The following is a 17,526-nucleotide window of genomic DNA, read 5'->3' on the forward strand; positions in this document are numbered from 1 at the left end:
ATAAAGACTTAAATGTCGTATATGCCACCTTTTAGGACACAGCGAGGCCGAGCCATGCAACGCATTGGTTTTATTATCTTTCCTGGCTTCCAGGCAATGAGCCTGGCCGCCGCTTCGGCCTTCGAGTTCGCCAATCTTGAGGTGGAGAAGACCGTCTATGAGGTCCGTTACCTCTCCGAAACCGGCGCCTCCATTCCCAGCTCCTTCGGCATGACCGCGCAGAGCGAAGCCTTCTCCGACGAACCGTTCGACACCTTGCTGATCGGCGGCGGCGCGGGTATTCCCGAGGCCACGCCTGCCCTGCTGGATTTCATCCGCTCGGCGCCCGCCCGATGCCGCCGCCTGGCGGCCATCTGCACCGGCGCCTTCCTGCTGGCCGAAACCGGCCTGCTCGACGGACGCCGCGCCACCACGCACTGGCTGCTGGCGCGCGAACTCAGCGAGCGCTATCCAAAAGTGGATGTGGAAGAAGACCGCATCTTCATCATCGACGGCGCCATCTGGACCTCGGCCGGCATGAGCGCCGGCATCGACCTGGCGCTGGCGATGGTGGAGAAAGACCTCGGCGCCGAGGTGGCGCGCAAGGTGGCGCGCAAGCTCGTGCTCTATCACCGTCGCGCGGGCGGACAGTCGCAGTTCTCCGCATTGCTGGAACTGGAACCGAAGTCCGATCGCATCCAGAGCGCGCTCACTTACGCGAAGAGCCATTTGCGTTCGACGCTATCGGTGGAAGAACTCGCGACGGCGGCCAACCTGAGCGCGCGCCAGTTCAGCCGTGCGTTTCGTGCGGAAACCGGCCAGTCGCCCGCGAAAGCGGTGGAGCATCTGCGCATCGAAGCAGCACGACTGATGATGGAGCAGACGCGCCATCCGGTGGAGGTGGTGGCGCGCGAAACGGGATTCGCCGATCGCGAACGCATGCGCCGCGCGTTCCTTCGCGCATTCGGCCAACCGCCGCAGGCCATCCGGCGACAATCGCCGATGCACGAACCGGATGATCTGGCGACCGCGTAACGCGCGCGCTCAACGCGCCGCGTGCAAACGCCCGTAAGCGGCCGGCGGCGTGCCGTAGCGTGTCTTGAACGCGCGCGCAAAGGCCGCTTCCGACGCATAGCCGGCAAGCTCCGCCGCCCTGCCCGCCGACAACTTGCCCGCGCGCAGCGATTGCGCCGCCACAGCCAGGCGCACGCCGTTGACCCAGTCCATCGGCGTCATGCCGCTGATCTCGCCGAAATGCCGCGCAAAACTGGCGCGCGAGGTATGCGCCACGTCCGCCAGGCTCTGCAGCGTCCACGCATGCGCAGGATCTTTCAGCACGGCATCCACCACCTGCGCCATCTTCGGATGGGCGAGCATGCCGAGGATGCCCAGTTGCAGCTGCCCGCTCGCCGTCATGCTGCGAAGCACGAGCGTGAACATCGCGCCGGTGACCATCTCGATCACGGCACTGCCGCCCGGCAAGGGACGCGCCGCTTCATCCCGCAAGACCTGGATGAGTCCAAGTAACGCATCGCGATGTTCGGTTCTTACGTGCAGCACCTTTGGCAAGCCGGTCCATAAGGCGTCGGTGGCGCCGGACAGCTGGAATGCGCCGCACAACATGTCCAGCGTCGGACCGTCGCCGCCATGTTCGATCAGGGTCACGCGACCATGCGGCCGGCGCCGGTTTTCCAGCATCGGACGCTGCCCGTCGATGCCAGCCGCGACGCTGCGCAGGATGTGCGCGTCGCCATAGGGAAACAGCAGCACGTCGCCAGGCTCCAGCGCGCTGGTCTTGCCGTCCACCTCAAGCTCGGCGCGGCCCGCCAGGATCACGTGGTACGGCAAGTGGTTGGGCGGTGTCGACGGATGGTCCAGCGTCCATTCGCCCGCGAAATGGCATTGCAGCTCCACCGAACCGGTGGGCGCGATGGCGTGAACCAGTCGATCGAGGCCATCCATCGGTTGAGACTCCCGGGCAAAGGATTGAGACGCGCGTGTGCGGAACGAACCGCCCTCCGTTCCTATCATTTTCACACGGTCAAGGTTTCCCCACACCGCTTTCCCTATCTCATTGAGGAGCACACGTCATGAACCGTCTCGCCACCATCAACGTCGCCGATGCACCGGAAGAATCCGCCGCCCTGTTCGCCGCCATCAAGAAGGCGGTGGGCAAGGTTCCCAACGCGTACGCCGCCATCGGCAGCAGCGCTCCGAATGTTCTTGCGCATGTGCTGCAAACCGGCGCCGTGCTGAAGCAGGGCGAGCTGTCGGCGCTGGAACTCGAAGCGATCAACCTCGCCGTGAGCGAAGCCTCGCAGTGTGACTACTGTCTTGCCGCCCACAGCATGACCGGCAAGATGGCCGGCTTCACCGCCGAGCAGATCCAGCAGGTCCGCAAGGGTGGCCTGGAAGGCAACGCGAAGATCGACGCACTGGTGAAGTTCGCGCTGACGCTGGTGACCACCAGCAACACGCTCTCGGCGGAAGCCGTGGCCAATGTGAAGGCGGCCGGTTACAGCGATCGCCAGATCCTGGAAGCCATCCTCGCCATCAGCGCCATCCTGTTCACCAACATGGTCAACCGCGTCAACGACACGGTGCTCGATTTCCCGAAGGCCGCGTAATGCGGGACACCGGGCCGCGATGCACATCGCGGCCCGGTGGTGTCATCCCATCGAGCCGTCCTGGTCTTCTTCGGATCGTCCCATGCACGCGGGATGGCCGCACTGGCACTGCGCTTCCAGGTGACCGGAAGCCTGTGCCTGGCGACAGTGGGCGCTACAGAACTCGCCCTGTTTCGCCACGTAGCATTGGCACGGTGGGTACGCGCATTGAAAGCCGGTCGGCATGACAGGTCTCCGTCGACAGAGAGTGCAAGCGTAATCATCGGCGCGTATGCATAGGTCATCACGGCGTCAGTAACACGTTGCCGTTTGGATATGTTCAAACGCCGGCGCATGGTTTACGGCACGCGTAAAACCATCGTTTCGGCAACAGCCGCATGGCACCAACGCGATGAACACACCGGTGTCACACGGCAGGGATTGCCCGCGCACTACGGTCCATGCCACCTCTTCTGCGGAACAAGGTGGCAAGCATGAAACGATCATCTCTCATTATCGCCACGGCGCTGTTCATCTCGGTGCCCGTGTGCAGCGAGCTTTGGGCACAGGCCGCGACATCGGGCGACTCCGCTGCTACTGCGAAGAGCCCCGTCTCCGACCAGGATTTCTTCACCAAGGCATCGAGCGACGGCGCCACCGAAATACAGCTGGGCCAACTAGCCGAGCAGAAGGCTGCCTCGCCGCAGACCAAGGCGCTCGCGCAGCAACTGGTGAAGGATCACACGGCCGCCAACAAGCAGCTCGCTGCGCTGGCCGCTCGCAAACACGCCAACGTGGTATTGCAACCGCCGCCGTCCGATGTAATGGACAAGCTGCAGTCGTTGAGTGGCAACGATTTCGACAAGGCCTATGCCTCGGCCATGGTGGGCGGCCACGAGAAAGCCGTTGCGCTGTTCGACTCCGCCTCGCACAGCAGCGATTCGGACGTGCAGGCATTCGCCAGCAAGACCCTGCCGACGCTCAAGCATCACCTGGAGATGGCGCAGGCGCTGTCGTCAAGCAAGCCATTGGGCACGCCTTGATGTTGCGAGTGCAGGAACGCGCCAGGCCTCACGATCCCGTAAAGGATCGCGAGGCCTGGCCACGCACGGCTATCAATGCGTGGTGGTCGCCGGAGCCGGCGAACTTTGTGGATATGCCGGAGATGGCGTGGTCGCGGGAGTGGCGGGAGTCGCTGGCGACGGCGCGGCCGTAGAACTTACCGGCGCCGGCGGCGGCGTGCTGGCGTTGTCGTCACCCTGGTGACTGCAACCGGCAACAGCTGCCAGAGCCAATACCAGCGGTGCGCAGAGCTTGCGTGTCGGAAAAACCATGTCTTACCTCCGTGGGCGTGGATCAATGGAATCGGGTTGATCTAGCGTGGATCGATGAAAGCCTCGTTGGCTCGCACCGTCATGCACGCGCCTTGCGGGTGCGCGCGGCCTTCTTTGCAGCGGCGGAACGGCCCGCCGCGCCCTTGGTGCTTGCCGCTTTCCTGGCCGCAGCCGAACGTGACGCGCTGGTTCGTTTACTCGCGCTGCGCTTGGCCTGCTTGGACACGGCCGCGTGCGATGCCGCCGCGTGTCCTTCCTTCTTCAGCGCACGCGTGGTGGCGCGCGAACGCGTGGCAGATGTCTTGCGGCGATGCTTCGATGCCGTTTCATCCTGCGCAGCCTTCTTGCGCGTCGCCTTGCTCGCCGTCTTGCTCACCGGCGCCTTGACGCCTGCGCGCCTCGCCTTGGAAAGGCCAATGGCAATGGCCTGTTTGGTGGAACGCACACCGTGCTTGCCTTCGCGCACGTGCTCGATTTCTTCACGCACGAATTCGCCGGCCTGCGTGCTTGCCGATTTGCCTTGCCGCTTGTCGCGGGCGACGGCCTTGCGCGTTTTTGCATCGGGCATGATGAACTCCGGATCTGAGTGTCTTCATGATCTAAGCCACCGTATGTGCAGCGAGCGTCATCCTTTCGCACAACGATGCACCACGTTCAGTGGGGACTCATGCTTCCGGCCACGCCTGTAACAGGACGACGTCGCTGCGTTAACGCCAGCCATGCAAGGCTGCAAGCGCAACAACAGGCGCATTCCGCCACCTCACCGCGTTGATCCGGACGTCCACGAGGGAAACACCATGAGCAACCTGATCGTCGCCAAGTTCGACAACCAGTTCGCTGCGGCCTCCGCCTTCGACAAGCTGATGTCCCGTGGCCTGCCACGCCGCAAGGGCGTCGTGCAATGCGATGAAAGCGTGGGCTTGTCCGCCGCCAGCGCCAGCGCACCGACCACAGTGGTATCGCGCGTCAGCCATCGCGGTGAACGCGAAGGCGAGAAACACCATCTCCGCGCGCCCGACGTGCTGCCGCCTCCCATCGAGATCGGTTTCGCCGTGCTCACCGTGGAGATCGACGACGACAACTCGATCGAGGAAGTGATCGCGGTGATGCGTGCACTGGAGGCGATCGACGTGCATGTTTTGCCCGGCGAATCATTGAAGGAAGACGACGCCTTGCTTTGGCCCGATGAAGGCATGGGCAATCGTACGGATGTCGAACGCGCCATCCGCGCCTCGCAGCAGGGAAAGCACCGGCTGCATTGATGCTCCCACGCGTCCCTGCCGAATGGTGGGCGGTCGATGCTGGTGGACGTACCAACGTCCTTAGCCGGCAAGCCAGGCTGCAGCCCCTACCTAGGGGAAATTACCTAACCCACGCCCCGTAGATCTTCGCTGGTCCGACGCTGCGCAAGCGGATGAAATACGCGGGCGCAGGCCGTCCTCACCATGGGCAATGGCCAATCGCCACGGGACACCTTTCGCCAAGCGCAGGTCAAACCCGTTCTCCATAGCCTGGCGACCGACATTCCGGGGACACGCCCATGAGTGCGCTGGCAAAAATCAAGCACGAACTGTTGAAGATGCTGCCGCCGACCATCTTCTTCTTCGTCATGCTCAATCTCGTGCTGCTTGTTCGCGCACTGCTGACGCGGGGCAGCGGGCTCTCGCTGCCCACGTTCGCCACGGTGACGATCTCGGCGCTGATTCTCGGCAAGGCCGTGTTGCTGGCCAACATGCTGCCCTTCATCAACCGCTTTCCCGAGAAGCCGCTGCTGTGGAACGTGCTGTGGAAAACCGTGATCTACAACCTGATCGCCACGTTCATCCACTATCTCGAACGGTTGCACGAAGCCTGGAAGGACACCCACGACCTTGGCGCGGCACAGCATCAGCTGTTTGCCTCGATGATCTGGCCGCATTTCTGGGCCATCCAGATCCTGCTGCTGGTGCTGATCTTCAACTACTGCGTGTTTGCCGAGCTGGCGCGCCTGATCGGCGTGGAGCGACTGCGCGCGATGTTCCTCGGCCCCATCCCGGCCAACCTGGAAGCCACGCGAAGTTCCGCCAGATAACCCGCCTTCAGAGCGCGGCGGCCCGATCCGTTTCTCGCGCATCGGGCGTCGTCACGATGCCGCGGCCGGCGCTGATCGCCAGGCATTGATCCGCCACCGACGCCACGCCCGCACGATGCGACACGGCGATGATGATGGTCTGCGGCAGGCGACGCTTCAGCGTGGACAGCACGGCAAGCTCCGCATCCGGATCCAGCGCACTGGTGGCTTCGTCCAGCAACGCGATGGCCGGGCGATGCAGCAGCACTTGCGCCAGCAGCAGTCGTTGCAATTCACCGCCGGAAAGCCGGCTCGATGAACTGCTCAAGGTGGTATCGAGTGCCGACGATGCATCGGCCAGCCGCTTGTCCAGGCCCACATCGACCAGGGCCTGCAGCATGGCGGCATCGCTGGCATCGGGCGCGGCCCAGCGCAGGCATTCGCGCACGGTGATCTGCCAGGGACGCACGCTCTGGCTGACATAGGCGCCCTTGCCCACCAGCGCGGCATACGCAGCGAAGTCGATGGCGTCGTCGCCCAGGCGTGCGCGGAATTGCGCCGGCGCCACCATGCCGGCCAGCACGTCGACGAGACTGCTCTTGCCGATGCCCGAGTCGCCGCAGATCAAGGTGAGCTCGCCGGGTACCAGCGTGAGGTCGCGCACGTCGAGGGGCGTCGGTGCGTCCAGTTGCAGCTGACGGATGTGCAGCGCGTCGCTCACGGGCGAAGACGATGCCGCCTTGTTCCTTCCGGCCGCAGCGAGGTCGACATGGCGATGCCACAGCTCGAACGCGGGAATCGACGTGCGCAACTGCTGGAAATACTGCCGCGTGGAAACCAGGTAAGGCAGCAGGCGCGCCAACAGCAGGCACACGGCGATGAGGGCGGCGCGATCCACGCCGTGCCAACGGTTCGCGATGAAGAAGATGGCGGCGATGCCGAGCGCGGCGAGCATCTCCAGCACCAGCCGGCCCGAGGCGATCAAGTCCAACTGGCGACGATAGCCCTTGCCCAGTCGTTGCGAGATATCGGCGTAATGCGCCTTCTCCGCATCCTCGCGGCCGAACGAGCGGATGTGCCGCCAGCGTCGCGGAAAGTCTTCGCTCAACCAGAACAGGCGCGTGAGGTCGGCCACGTATTGCCGATTCACCGCAACCTGCTCGCGACTGCTGATGCGCGAGGCGATGAGTGCGAAACCCACCACGAACGGCACCGCCAGCAACAGCTGCGGCGACAGCCACAACGCCATGGCTAGGCTGACCACCGTGGTCAGGCCGGCCACCAGCAACTGCAATAGCGCGTTGAAGCCTTGCGTGACGATCTCGACGTTGTAGGTGAGCACGTGGGCGATTTCCGCCGACGTGGCATCCGACAACGAGGACAGTGGCGCATCGATGCGCCGCGCGTGCACCGTCTGGCGCATGTACATGCCGTAGCGGCTCGCCAAACGCGCACCAACGCGCGCGGCCTGCCAGCGCAGCATGGCGAACACGGCCGAGGCGATGACGAACGCAAGAACCTGCATGTCCGCCGTGCCGCTCATCAGCCAGCCCAGTCCGGACGGCATCAGCTGACCCGGTTCCACCAGCGGCACGAGGCAGATGGCAGCCAGGTTTCCCGTGAGCGCACTGCCCAGCGACAACGCGACGTACCAAGCCACGCCGCCGAACCCGAGGTTCGCCAGCGTGTCAAAAAAGGGCCGCGACAGGCCACGCAACTGCTCTTGCGACCGCGTGCTTCCGTTCTGCATGACTACGGAACCACTCGGTTTTTTACACGCGCCCGTCGCGGCACAGTTGGCACCTGATGACAGTGCAGAAGAACACCTCGATCCGCTTCAGCTCCCATGCCCGTAGGTGCTGCACGGGGCATGGAAGGTTGCTGCCTGCGCCGGCTTTTTCAGCCCAGCAGCCGCAACAGCGCGTCCACCGACGCGGCCGGATCGCGCCCACGGCGAAGCTCGTAGGCTCCGCCGCGCTTCACCGCCTGCACGAGGGCATCCCAGCCGGGCTGCGACGCGGCGTACGGCTGCTCGGCAACCAGCCGCTCGATAATTTGGTGCTCGGGAATCGGATGGATCAACTCGTCCGGATCGTCCGCAGGCTGGCGCGAAACGAAGACCACGCAGGCCAGCGCCAGCGGCGTCTGCGCCAGGCGGCCATGGCCGTCGCGCAGATCCACTTCGTGCTTCTCCACGCCGCTGCGGCGACGGATCATGGGTGACTGCTCGATCCATCGACGCAAACCGGCATCCTCGACGAAACGCAGCGCATCGGCCTGCACGTGAAGATAATTGGCCACGCCCGTGGCCATGCCGCTTTGCGGATGCACGAATACCGCGTCTTCGGAGAGGAACTCCATGCCGCGCAGCAGGCTGTGCAAGGCCAGCGTGGACTTGCCCGCGCCGCTGGAGCCCATCACCAGCGCGCCACGCCCTTCCCGACCGACACAGGCGCCATGCAAGGGCGCGAGGCCGAGCGCGCGCGTGGCCAGCGTGAACACGCTGAACTCGATCAGCTCGTAACGCAGGTAATACGGGTTTTCCAGCATGTCCGGCGAGGCCACCACCAGCGCGCGGTGCTGCTCGGGAAACAGCACCGCGTAATTGGAGGCGTCCATCACGCCGCACAGGAAACCCGCACCCGATTGCATGCTGACCAGGGGCGGTTCCTGCCCCGCCGCAACATCTCGCGCAGGCGCCAGCCGCAGCTCCACGTGCAGGCTCGGCGGCGTCATCGGCAGCACGTGCGGCGGCAGGCCCGCATAGGCCATCGCCGCCACATTCAGCAAGGCGGCGCTGTCACTGGTGAAGCGAACGTGAGCGCCCAGCACATGGACGTCCATCGAACGCCCTGCGGACGTCCGTTCGAGAAAGGGATCGGGGCTCAGGTCGCCCGTCATGAGGTCCAAGGTCTGCGCCATAGGCTTCGTTCGGCAAGGTGCGGCGCTGTGATAGCACAACGTTTCTCGCGGCGACATCGAAATATTTTCGTAACGGGCCGCAACCGTGCCCACTTTGCCTGGCACTCACGTCCGACGAGCGTGGAACGCTGGAGGCCGAATCGCCGGTCTGCCATGGATACGCGCCGGCGCAGTTCGCCCTACGGCTACGATTGAGGCACGTCTAAGATGCTAACGATTCAGGTCGGCCACTCCTACTTCCTGAGGTTCGACCGTAAACAGTGGGAGCGCGGCAAGCCTTATCCGCCGCTTGCCACCATGCAGGTGGCCGCGTTGCTGCGGCGCATGGGCCATGAGGTTTCGCTGTTTGATGCCATGCTCGCCGAGGGCGTGGAAGAATACGGCACGTCATTGCGCGCCGCGTCGCCCGATGTGGTTGTCATCTACGAAGACAACTTCAACTACCTCACCAAGATGTGCCTTGGGCGCATGCGCGATGCGGCCTGCGAGATGATCGCCATGGCGCACGCCAGGGGCGCGCGCGTGATCGTGGCGGGCTCCGATGCGTCCGATCAGCCCGATGCGTTCCTTGCCGCGGGCGCCGATGCCGTGCTGATCGGCGAAGGCATTGCGCCGCTGGTGGAATTGATCCGCCGCATCACGGAGAACCCGACCATCCGCACGCGCGAGTGGGTGGCCGATCTATCCGGCGTCGCCGCGATGGTGGGCGGACAGATGCAATTGACGCGCGTGGGCGCGGTGCCGCCCGATCCGCGCATCGTCGGCCATCCCGCGTGGGACCTGGTCGATATCGAGCGCTACCGCACGCTGTGGCGCGAACGCCATGGGTATTTCAGCCTCAACATGGCGGCGTCGCGCGGCTGCCCGTTCCGCTGCAACTGGTGCGCCAAGCCGATCTGGGGCAACCACTACAACCGCCGCACGGCGGAAGACGTGGCCGCGGAAATGACGTACCTCAAGCGCACTTTCGGGGCCGATCACATCTGGCTGGCCGACGATATTTTTGGTTTCCACGTGGAATGGGTGGAAGCGTTCGCCGCGCACGTCAACGAATCCAACGGCTCTATTCCGTTCACCATCCAGACGCGCGCCGACCTGATCAGCGAGCGCATGGCCACCGCACTAAGCCACGCCGGTTGCGCCGAAGCATGGATCGGCGCGGAAAGCGGCAGCCAGCGCGTGCTCGACCACATGAACAAGGGCACGCAGGTCGAAGACCTGATCATTGCGCGCGAACGGCTGGGCGCGGCACGCATTCGTGTGGGCTATTTCATCCAGCTCGGCTACCTGGGCGAGGATCTCGAAGACCTGATGGCCACGCGGGATCTCATCACTCGCGCCGCACCCGACGACATCGGCGTCAGCGTTTCCTATCCGCTGCCCGGCACGCGCTTCTACGAACAAGTGAAGGCACAGCTCGGCGAGAAGACGCATTGGCAGGACAGCGGCGACCTGGCCATGATGTTCCAGGGTGCCTACGATTCCGAGTTCTATCGCCACGTGCGCGACCTGCTCCATGAGCAGGTGATCGTGCAGCAATGGAAGGTGGTGGGCCAGACGGATCGCCATCGCAAGGCCTCGCATGCGCTCGATGCGCGCTGGGATGCGCTGATCGCCACCGAGGCGGTGCATCGCACCGGCGCGGCGGAAGCGACGTTGCGATCCAGGACATCCTGCCATGTGTGATGGTTTCGACGTGGCTGCTGCGCTCCCGCCGCTGGGCATCATCAAGTCCGGCCTGGAGCACACCACGGAAACGCTGGCGGCGGAGCTTGCCCGCCCCAGCGGCGAAACACCCGGCTGGACGGAACTCGAATGGCAACTGGCCACCGCGGTGGCCACGGCGCACGGCGTCGCGCCGCTGCTTTCCGTGTATCCGCGCTGGCAGAACCCGGCGTGGTCGCGCTTCATCGACAGCCAGTACGAACACGTGGCTCAGCGTCATCAGCGCATCACGTCATTGCTTGAACGCATCGATGCCGACGCCCGTGCCGCGGGCATCGCGCTGGTGGCGTTGAAGGGATCGGCGCTGCACGCGCTGGGCATCTATTCGCCGGGCGAACGGCCAATGGCGGACATCGACCTACTGGTCAGCGATGCCGACGCCGAACGTACGGGACGCCTGCTGGAACATCTCGGCTACGTGCAATCGTTCGCTTCCTGGAAGCACCGCGTGTTCAAGCCCGTTTCCGGCAAACCGGCGTTCGGGCTTGGCGAGCATCGCGATACGCCGGTGAACATCGAACTGCACACGCGCATCCAGGAACGGCTGCCGGTAGCGACCGTCGACATCACCGATCGCATCTATCCCAGCCATCCGGTGCCGGGCATCAACGCCTATCCGTCACTGGGCGCGTTGATGTGCCATCTGCTGCTGCATGCGGCCGGCAATGTGTGCAGCCGCACGCTGCGCCTCATCCATCTCAACGATATCTCGCTGCTGGCCTCGCGCATGGTGCGCAGCGACTGGCATGTGCTGTGGAACCACGACACGGGCGAATCGCCGTGGTGGGCGCTACCGCCGTTGCGGCTGGTATGGCGCTACTACGACAAGGCCGTGCCGCCCGCCCTGCTGTACGAACTGGAACTCGACTGCCATGCCCTGCTCCGCAGCGTATCGCGGCACCAGACGCTGACGCAGGTATCGTGTTCGGAGCTGTGGATTCATACCTGGCAAGGCGTGGAATGGACACGCTCCGCGCGCGAGCTCGGCCACTACGTGCTGCAACGCTTGCGCCCTTCGAAGGAAGCACGCGAGGAACGCGAGGACATGATCCGCACGCAGCTGTGGCTGCAGGGCTCGCCTTGGGTCAAGTCGCGCCAGTGGTTGCGCATCTTCGCCATGCTGACGCGCTCGGTGCCGCGCATGGATACCCTCTACGTGGTGCGCGCCGCATTGGCGCAAGCACCCACACCGCGCACTCAGCGTCCGGAACCGGCCGTCAGCACCTGCAGGTAGAGCGCTTCGAAGGTGCGGGCCGTATAGTCCGCATCTTCCATCACGGCGCGTCGCTGCGCGGCAACAGCCAGGCGCAGGCGCAATTCGTCATCTTCCAGCACACGCCCGATCGCTCCGGCCAACGCCGCCCAATCACCCACGGGCACCGCGAGCGCTGCCGTTGGTGACCATTCCGCGATGTGGCCCACGGCCGTGCCCACGGTGGGAAGACCCATCACCGCCGCCTCGAGCAGCACCAGCGGACCGGCTTCGTGGCGCGATGACATCACCAGCAGATCCGCCGCTTCCATCATCGGCCGCAGTTCGCGCTGCGTCTTGAAGCCGTGGAAGTTCACATGGCCGTCGAGGCCGAGCTCGTGCGCCATCCGCTGTATCTCACCGTCCAGCGTATCCACGCCGACGATGTCCATCTGGAAATCCACGCCCGCTTCGGCCAGCACGGTGAGCGAGCGCAACAAGGTGGCCTGGTCCTTCACGCGGTTGAGGCTGGCCACATGGATCAGGCGCGCACGACCGGTGCGCCGGCAGCGCGGCGGCAGCGGCGGCCATGCGCGCAAGTCCACGCCCAGCGGAATGCGGCGGGCCTTGAGCCCAAGTTCCTGCAGCGAATCGATGATGGGCACGCTGGCGGCAGTCACCGCGTCGGCACTGCGCAGCACCAGGGCTTCGCGCAATCGTCCTTTCCAGCGACGGCGGCCGCCGTAATCGATCTCGTGCAGCGCCACCAGTTCGCCGCCGGCGATGTGCACGAAGCTGGGCAGGCGCAGCAAGATCGCCGCGGCCACGGCCACCATGCTGCACGAACCGGAGAAGATCGCGTGCACCAGGTCGAACGGCGCACGACGATGTTCGTCGCGGATGGCACGGATCGCACGCAGGCGCGACCAGCCATCGCCGATGTTGTGGATGCGTGCACCGGCCAGCTGCCAGCTATCCGCGGCCGCTTCCTGCCGCAGCGCGAACACATGCACTTCATGCTCGCGCGCGAGCCGGCGGATCAACGCGAGCAGCACGGGAATGACGCGGAATTCGCCCGTGCGGTCGACGCCGCCAGGCACCACCAGTGCCAGCTTCATGGCGTGCCTCCACGCCGCGCGTGCAGCAGTTGCCCATAGGCGTCGGCCCAGCGCCGGCCCACCGCCTGCAGCGACAAGGCCGTATCGAAATGCGCGCGCACTTCGGCCGGCGAAGGACGTTGTGCGGCGCTGTGCACCAGCGCATCGGCCAGCGCCTTGGCATCGCCGCGCGGCCACAGCCGGCCAACGTCGCCGACCAGCGCACGGAACGAAGGGATATTGGTGACCACCGGCATCGCGCCGCAGGCCAGCGCTTCCAGCACGGCGTAGCCGCAGCTTTCCGCGTGACTGCCCGAGACGAAGATGTCGGCGGCGCGCATCAGCGACTGCACGCGTTCATGCGGTACCTTGCCGAGCAGATGCACGCGTCCCGCCAGCCGCGGATCGCCATCGATGCGCTGCTTCACCTGAGCCAGCAGCGGCGCACTGCCGAAGGCGCACCACAACTGCACGTTGGGCAGCCGCGTGGATGCCTCGGCAATGCCATCGAGCACGGTCATGGGATCCTTGCCTGACTGCAGGTGCCCCACCCAGACCACGCAGGGATCGCCATACAGGCCGGTTTCTTCCCATGCGCGCGCGCGGCTTCCCGGCGTGAAGCGGCTGGTGGATTCGGGTATCACGAACAGCCGCGTCGACGGATCCAGCAAGCCCGCCGTCACGAACGGCCGCGCGAGTTCCGGCGCAGTGAACGCCACGCCATGCGCGGCGGCATACCAGCGCCGCCAACGCGACCGGCGCCAGCGTGGCGGCAGCCGGTCGGCGTGGTCCTGCAGAAGCATCGGCAGATGCGGCAGTTCAAGCGACAACGCATGCGCATCGCTGGCAGCGCCAAGGCTGTGCACATGCACCACATCGGCCTTGATCTCGTCCACCAGCCGCGCCACGCGACGCGCGCGCTCCGTGGCGCTCGCATCGTGGGCCGCCACGAAGTAGTAGTCCACGCCGTTGCGCGTGAGCTGTTCCGAGCGCGCGGCGACCTGGATCACGCTGACGCGCGTGCCCGCGCTCGCGGCCGATTCGGCGATGTCCACCAGTGATGGCCATGCCTCCAGCGCCTGCGCCAGCATCAGCCCTTCCGGTGCGGGAAAAAAGTTGACCTGCGCGACATGCAACGGCGGCACGGATCAGAGCCCCGACACTTGAGGCATGCGCAGGCGTACCAGCCGGTTGGCGAGATTCAGTTCCCACGGACTGTCGTACCGGCGCATGCGATAACGCCATGATGCCGCCGCCGACAACGTGCGCTTGGCCCAGGTGGGCGAGCGCAGGTCCTGCACGGTGGGATAGCGGCAGCGCAGCACGGTGACGAAATCGTGGATGCGTCGGCGCAGCTTGTCGTTCACCCACGGCGCATCGGCGTGGCAGGCGTAATCCACCCAACGCTTCTGCGTCCACTCCTCCGGCGTCGAAGGAAATACCAGTGGCTCGCCGTTGGCATCGCGCAACGGCGTGGAGGCGCGCTTGCCGCGATCCTTCTCGTGCTTGCTGCTTTCGGGCAGCGGCGTGTAGACGTAGACGATGATCTCCGACTGCGGGTTGACGCGCTTGAGCTCGCGGATGAACTCGAACGTGTGCTCGGTTTCCTCTTCCGTGTTCTCCGGCGGCGCCACCATGAACGACAGCTCCGGGATCACCCCATGACGACGGCACAGCTCGGCCACCGCCAGCGTCTGGTCCGGGCGCGTGCCCTTGCGGATTTCCTTGAGCATCGTGGGGCTGGCCGATTCGGCGCCGATATAGGCCATGCGCAGCTTGCTCTTGCGCACCAGCTTCCACGTGCTTTCCGACAGATTGAGCAACGCGTCCGCGCGTGCATAGCACCACCACGGCAGCTCGTAGCGTGCCATGATTTCCAGTAGCGGAATCATGTCCTGTTCGCGGTCGAAGAAGTTGTGGTCGAAGTACTGGATGGAATCGGCGCCCAGCTCGTACTTCAGGTATTTCAGGTCGCGTTCCAGGCGCGGTATCGGCGGCAGCGCCGTAGCGCCGCCGAACATCGCCGCCACGCCGCAGAACGTGCAACGGAAACGGCAACCCACCGAGGCCTGATGCGCGGCGGTGCGACGGCCGAGGAAGGTGCGCGCCAGGTAACGGCGCGGATCGCCCAGCTTGTCGTACGGCAACACCACCGGCGGCCCGTTGCGCGAGAAGGGACGACTGGTGTTGTGCACCAGCTCGCCATCGTTGAGCCACGACAGTCCGTTGATGGTGGAAAGTTTGGCCGCATCGCCCGCATGCAGCGCGGCGATGAGTTCCGGCATGGTGTCTTCGCCCTGCCCGCGGATCGCATAGTCCACGTACGGCGCCTTGAGCGCGGTCTCGGTATACAGCGTGGGGAAGTAGCCGCCCCACACGATGGGCACGTCCGGCCGGTGCGCGCGGATCGCCTGCGACACGGCGATGGCCGGCTCGATCTGCGGGCCGCCCATCACGCTGATGCCGACCGCCGTGCACTCGCGCTCGTCCAGCGCGTGCAGCGTCTTGTCGACGAAGTCGCGATCCATGTTGCCGTCGATAATGCGGCTGCTGCCGTCGCGGTCCAGCGTGGTCGACAGGTGCAGCAGCGCCAGCGGGAAGCGCGCGCTGGAGCGCGACGTGATGGTCGGATTGATCAACAGCGTGTGCGGCGTGCGGTTCATGACATTGCGTATCGGTGGTGGATCATGGCTTGCGCCACAGCTGGAAAACGAGGGCCACGGGCACGTCCAGCGCCGCGCGATCGAAGTGCGCGCCGGCAGGAATGTCGATGGGATCGAGCATGGGTTCGAGCACGCTGCCGATCTCCAGCCCCACTCGCGCGCACGCGGCGTGCCAGTGGCTGTAGAGATGCGCCGTGTGGCGCACGGCATAGCGCTGCCCGTCGGCCTTGAAGTCGCGCAGCCAACCGAGCGCGTGGCCGATGGGATGCACGTCGCTGCACAACACCATGCCGCCCGGCTGGGTGACGCGGCACAGTTCGCCCAGCACCGGTTCGAGCTGCTCGACGTGACCCACGGCCAGGCCGCAGAGGGTCAGATCGGCCCACGCGTCGGTCACGGGAAGATCGTCCAGGCTGCCCTGCATCAGTTCGATCGATGCGCGTCGGCGGCCGGCGTCAAGCTCGGCCTCCGCACGCAGCAACATGTCGCGCGAGAGATCCACGCCGGCCACTCGTGCCGCGCCGCGCTGCATCGCATAGCGCATGTAGCGCCCGGTGCCGCAGCCTGCGTCGAGCACGTTGCGTCCGCTGAGATCCTGCGGCAACAGGCCGAGCATCGCACGCTCCTCGGTAAGCATCACCGGGTTGTGTGCGCGCGCCGGATAACTCGGCGCCCACAAGGCGTACGCTTCGGCAGGATCGAGAATGGGCGTGTGGCGCAACATCAGCAGCGAGCCTCGGCGGTGAGGACGGGTGCCGACGCGCGGTCGCGCACCGTTGCAAATTCCAGCCCGGGTTCCAGCGCCAGCAGCGCCGGATCGGCCAGCGATTTCGCCAGCAGCTTGGGACGGCCATCGAGCAGCACCGGCACGGTTTCCACACCGGCCACCGCAAACCAGTCGGCAAAGTCGGGATCGGCGATGCGCGGCAGGCCATCGCGCACCACGGCGCGAATCTGGCTGCGCTCGAGCCCGATCAGGCTCCACTCCTCATGGCCGCCGCGGTCTTCCACGATCACCAGGTCGGCATGTGCGCCTGCATCCAGATGGCCACGCCATGGCATGCGCAGCATGCGCGCCGCATCGGTGGAGACCAGCGCAAGCACTTGCTGCGGCGTCAGTTCACAACGGACGGCGACACTGCGCAATTCTTCCAGCAGGTCGCGCGAACCGCTCAGGCGCGAGTCCGTGCCCAGCGCCAGGCGTCCCGCATCGGCGAGCTTGCGTGGCCGCAACGTGCGTCCCAGCAAGCGTTCGTTGCTGGTGGGACACCACACCACGCCCGCACCGCGTTCGATGATCCGGTCGATATCGTGCTCGCGCAGGCCCACGCCATGCACCAGCACGCTGTGGGCGGCAAGGCAGCCCAGTTCGTCCAGATGCGCCAGCTCGGCCTGCGCCACGGCATCGGTGCCTTCGGCCAGGTGGATGATCCACGGCCGGTCCACCGGCGTCTGCGCGAAGCTCTGCTGTACCGGCGGCCCGTACGAGCTCCAGCCGAGCGCGTAGCTCCAGCCGTAGTCGCGCAGCAAGGCCACGGGAAAATCCAGCATATCCAGCGCTTCATGCCACGGATCGTGATGCGCGACGAAGGTGGTGCCCGCCAGCAGATTCTTCAGCGCGCCATGCCGCATACGTAGTGCCTTGGGCACGCGCAGTGCCGCCGTCACGGCCTCGTCGCTGAAATGCGCCTGGAACGCTTCGATCCATGCATAGCTGTTGGGAAACACCTCGCCTGTCGCCAGTGGCGGCACGGTGTTCACCTGCAGATGCTCGTGCGCGTTGATCAGCCCGGGAAAGATCAGGTGATCGCGCAGGTCAATGCGGTGCGCCCACGCGGGCAGCGATGCATCGATGCGTCCGCCGCGTATCAGCAGCGGTTCGCGCGAGACGCCCTCGGGCGTGACGCACGCCGCGCCGCAAAGACTGGCATGGGTTCGGGCGAACCAGGCATCCATGG

At 65.5% G+C, this 17,526-nt stretch carries 16 protein-coding genes; 7 read left to right on the forward strand and 9 right to left on the reverse strand.

The annotated features are described in order from the left end of the window. The first annotated feature begins 54 nt into the window (after window positions 1–54). Window positions 55–1,014 carry a GlxA family transcriptional regulator gene (locus tag ABIC75_RS04850; RefSeq protein ID WP_354012714.1) on the forward strand — a complete coding sequence of 320 codons (960 nt, stop codon included), beginning with the start codon at window positions 55–57 and terminating at the stop codon, window positions 1,012–1,014. A gap of 9 nt (window positions 1,015–1,023) precedes the next feature. Here the strand turns inward: ABIC75_RS04850 and ABIC75_RS04855 are convergent, their stop codons facing one another. After that, a complete protein-coding gene (locus tag ABIC75_RS04855; RefSeq protein ID WP_354012715.1) occupies window positions 1,024–1,941 on the reverse strand; it encodes an AraC family transcriptional regulator in 918 nt (305 codons plus the stop codon). A 128-nt stretch (window positions 1,942–2,069) separates the two neighbouring features. Between ABIC75_RS04855 and ABIC75_RS04860 the strand changes: the two genes are divergently transcribed. Both ABIC75_RS04860 and ABIC75_RS04865 read left to right on the forward strand, forming a co-directional pair. Further along, the gene (locus tag ABIC75_RS04860) at window positions 2,070–2,606 is read left to right on the forward strand and encodes a carboxymuconolactone decarboxylase family protein (RefSeq protein ID WP_354012716.1); all 537 of its coding nucleotides are present in this window, start codon (window positions 2,070–2,072) and stop codon (window positions 2,604–2,606) included. 473 nt (window positions 2,607–3,079) lie between these two features. Further along, window positions 3,080–3,628 carry a DUF4142 domain-containing protein gene (locus tag ABIC75_RS04865; RefSeq protein WP_354012717.1) on the forward strand — a complete coding sequence of 183 codons (549 nt, stop codon included), beginning with the start codon at window positions 3,080–3,082 and terminating at the stop codon, window positions 3,626–3,628. Window positions 3,629–3,998: 370 nt separating this feature from the next. On the opposite strand, the gene ABIC75_RS04870 is transcribed toward ABIC75_RS04865, so the two are convergent. Next, window positions 3,999–4,487, reverse strand: a complete 489-nt coding sequence (locus ABIC75_RS04870; RefSeq protein WP_354012718.1) for a DUF6496 domain-containing protein — start codon at window positions 4,485–4,487, stop codon at window positions 3,999–4,001. A gap of 229 nt (window positions 4,488–4,716) precedes the next feature. Here ABIC75_RS04870 and ABIC75_RS04875 point away from each other — a divergent pair, with 229 nt between their 5' ends. After that, window positions 4,717–5,181 (forward strand): hypothetical protein, encoded by a 465-nt coding sequence (locus ABIC75_RS04875; protein ID WP_354012719.1) that lies wholly within the window; start codon window positions 4,717–4,719, stop codon window positions 5,179–5,181. 278 nt (window positions 5,182–5,459) lie between these two features. Then, window positions 5,460–5,990: a hypothetical protein gene (locus ABIC75_RS04880; RefSeq protein ID WP_354012720.1), complete on the forward strand. Its 531-nt coding sequence runs from the start codon at window positions 5,460–5,462 to the stop codon at window positions 5,988–5,990. A 7-nt stretch (window positions 5,991–5,997) separates the two neighbouring features. On the opposite strand, the gene ABIC75_RS04885 is transcribed toward ABIC75_RS04880, so the two are convergent. Next, window positions 5,998–7,719: an ABC transporter ATP-binding protein gene (locus tag ABIC75_RS04885; protein ID WP_354012721.1), complete on the reverse strand. Its 1,722-nt coding sequence runs from the start codon at window positions 7,717–7,719 to the stop codon at window positions 5,998–6,000. A 149-nt stretch (window positions 7,720–7,868) separates the two neighbouring features. Then, window positions 7,869–8,891 carry a serine kinase gene (locus ABIC75_RS04890; protein ID WP_354012722.1) on the reverse strand — a complete coding sequence of 341 codons (1,023 nt, stop codon included), beginning with the start codon at window positions 8,889–8,891 and terminating at the stop codon, window positions 7,869–7,871. 207 nt (window positions 8,892–9,098) lie between these two features. Between ABIC75_RS04890 and ABIC75_RS04895 the strand changes: the two genes are divergently transcribed. Beyond that, entirely contained in the window at window positions 9,099–10,577 is a 1,479-nt protein-coding gene (locus ABIC75_RS04895; RefSeq protein ID WP_354012723.1) for a B12-binding domain-containing radical SAM protein, read from the forward strand. Next, a complete protein-coding gene (locus ABIC75_RS04900) occupies window positions 10,570–11,850 on the forward strand; it encodes a nucleotidyltransferase family protein (RefSeq protein ID WP_354012724.1) in 1,281 nt (426 codons plus the stop codon). Before ABIC75_RS04895 ends, ABIC75_RS04900 begins: the two co-directional genes overlap by 8 nt. Here ABIC75_RS04900 and ABIC75_RS04905 read toward each other — a convergent pair. Genes ABIC75_RS04905 through ABIC75_RS04925 form a run of 5 tightly spaced genes read right to left on the reverse strand, consistent with a single transcriptional unit; the run spans window position 11,814 to window position 17,524 of the window. Then, entirely contained in the window at window positions 11,814–12,926 is a 1,113-nt protein-coding gene (locus ABIC75_RS04905) for a glycosyltransferase family 4 protein (RefSeq protein WP_354012725.1), read from the reverse strand. The genes ABIC75_RS04900 and ABIC75_RS04905 overlap by 37 nt on opposite strands. Beyond that, window positions 12,923–13,996 carry a glycosyltransferase family 4 protein gene (locus ABIC75_RS04910; protein ID WP_354013069.1) on the reverse strand — a complete coding sequence of 358 codons (1,074 nt, stop codon included), beginning with the start codon at window positions 13,994–13,996 and terminating at the stop codon, window positions 12,923–12,925. The genes ABIC75_RS04905 and ABIC75_RS04910 overlap by 4 nt, the downstream gene beginning before the upstream one ends. 57 nt (window positions 13,997–14,053) lie before the next feature. Then, on the reverse strand, window positions 14,054–15,568 hold the full coding sequence (locus tag ABIC75_RS04915) for a B12-binding domain-containing radical SAM protein (RefSeq protein ID WP_354012726.1): 1,515 nt from the start codon (window positions 15,566–15,568) through the stop codon (window positions 14,054–14,056). A gap of 22 nt (window positions 15,569–15,590) precedes the next feature. Next, window positions 15,591–16,292 carry a class I SAM-dependent methyltransferase gene (locus ABIC75_RS04920; RefSeq protein ID WP_436407872.1) on the reverse strand — a complete coding sequence of 234 codons (702 nt, stop codon included), beginning with the start codon at window positions 16,290–16,292 and terminating at the stop codon, window positions 15,591–15,593. Then, window positions 16,292–17,524 carry an amidohydrolase family protein gene (locus tag ABIC75_RS04925; protein WP_354012727.1) on the reverse strand — a complete coding sequence of 411 codons (1,233 nt, stop codon included), beginning with the start codon at window positions 17,522–17,524 and terminating at the stop codon, window positions 16,292–16,294. The genes ABIC75_RS04920 and ABIC75_RS04925 overlap by 1 nt, the downstream gene beginning before the upstream one ends. Window positions 17,525–17,526: the final 2 nt, after the last annotated feature.

The organism is Dyella japonica (genome assembly GCF_040545895.1).
GTDB classification, from domain to species: domain Bacteria; phylum Pseudomonadota; class Gammaproteobacteria; order Xanthomonadales; family Rhodanobacteraceae; genus Dyella; species Dyella japonica_D.

Excerpts from the sequence above, each read along its gene's own strand:
- ABIC75_RS04850 (WP_354012714.1), top strand. The coding sequence starts at position 55 with ATGCAACGCATTGGTTTTATTATCTTTCCTGGCTTCCAGGCAATGAGC.
- ABIC75_RS04855 (WP_354012715.1), bottom strand. The coding sequence starts at position 1,941 with ATGGATGGCCTCGATCGACTGGTTCACGCCATCGCGCCCACCGGTTCG.
- ABIC75_RS04860 (WP_354012716.1), top strand. The coding sequence starts at position 2,070 with ATGAACCGTCTCGCCACCATCAACGTCGCCGATGCACCGGAAGAATCC.
- ABIC75_RS04865 (WP_354012717.1), top strand. The coding sequence starts at position 3,080 with ATGAAACGATCATCTCTCATTATCGCCACGGCGCTGTTCATCTCGGTG.
- ABIC75_RS04870 (WP_354012718.1), bottom strand. The coding sequence starts at position 4,487 with ATGCCCGATGCAAAAACGCGCAAGGCCGTCGCCCGCGACAAGCGGCAA.
- ABIC75_RS04875 (WP_354012719.1), top strand. The coding sequence starts at position 4,717 with ATGAGCAACCTGATCGTCGCCAAGTTCGACAACCAGTTCGCTGCGGCC.
- ABIC75_RS04880 (WP_354012720.1), top strand. The coding sequence starts at position 5,460 with ATGAGTGCGCTGGCAAAAATCAAGCACGAACTGTTGAAGATGCTGCCG.
- ABIC75_RS04885 (WP_354012721.1), bottom strand. The coding sequence starts at position 7,719 with ATGCAGAACGGAAGCACGCGGTCGCAAGAGCAGTTGCGTGGCCTGTCG.
- ABIC75_RS04890 (WP_354012722.1), bottom strand. The coding sequence starts at position 8,891 with ATGGCGCAGACCTTGGACCTCATGACGGGCGACCTGAGCCCCGATCCC.
- ABIC75_RS04895 (WP_354012723.1), top strand. The coding sequence starts at position 9,099 with ATGCTAACGATTCAGGTCGGCCACTCCTACTTCCTGAGGTTCGACCGT.
- ABIC75_RS04900 (WP_354012724.1), top strand. The coding sequence starts at position 10,570 with ATGTGTGATGGTTTCGACGTGGCTGCTGCGCTCCCGCCGCTGGGCATC.
- ABIC75_RS04905 (WP_354012725.1), bottom strand. The coding sequence starts at position 12,926 with ATGAAGCTGGCACTGGTGGTGCCTGGCGGCGTCGACCGCACGGGCGAA.
- ABIC75_RS04910 (WP_354013069.1), bottom strand. The coding sequence starts at position 13,996 with ATGCTGGCGCAGGCGCTGGAGGCATGGCCATCACTGGTGGACATCGCC.
- ABIC75_RS04915 (WP_354012726.1), bottom strand. The coding sequence starts at position 15,568 with ATGAACCGCACGCCGCACACGCTGTTGATCAATCCGACCATCACGTCG.
- ABIC75_RS04920 (WP_436407872.1), bottom strand. The coding sequence starts at position 16,292 with ATGTTGCGCCACACGCCCATTCTCGATCCTGCCGAAGCGTACGCCTTG.
- ABIC75_RS04925 (WP_354012727.1), bottom strand. The coding sequence starts at position 17,524 with ATGGATGCCTGGTTCGCCCGAACCCATGCCAGTCTTTGCGGCGCGGCG.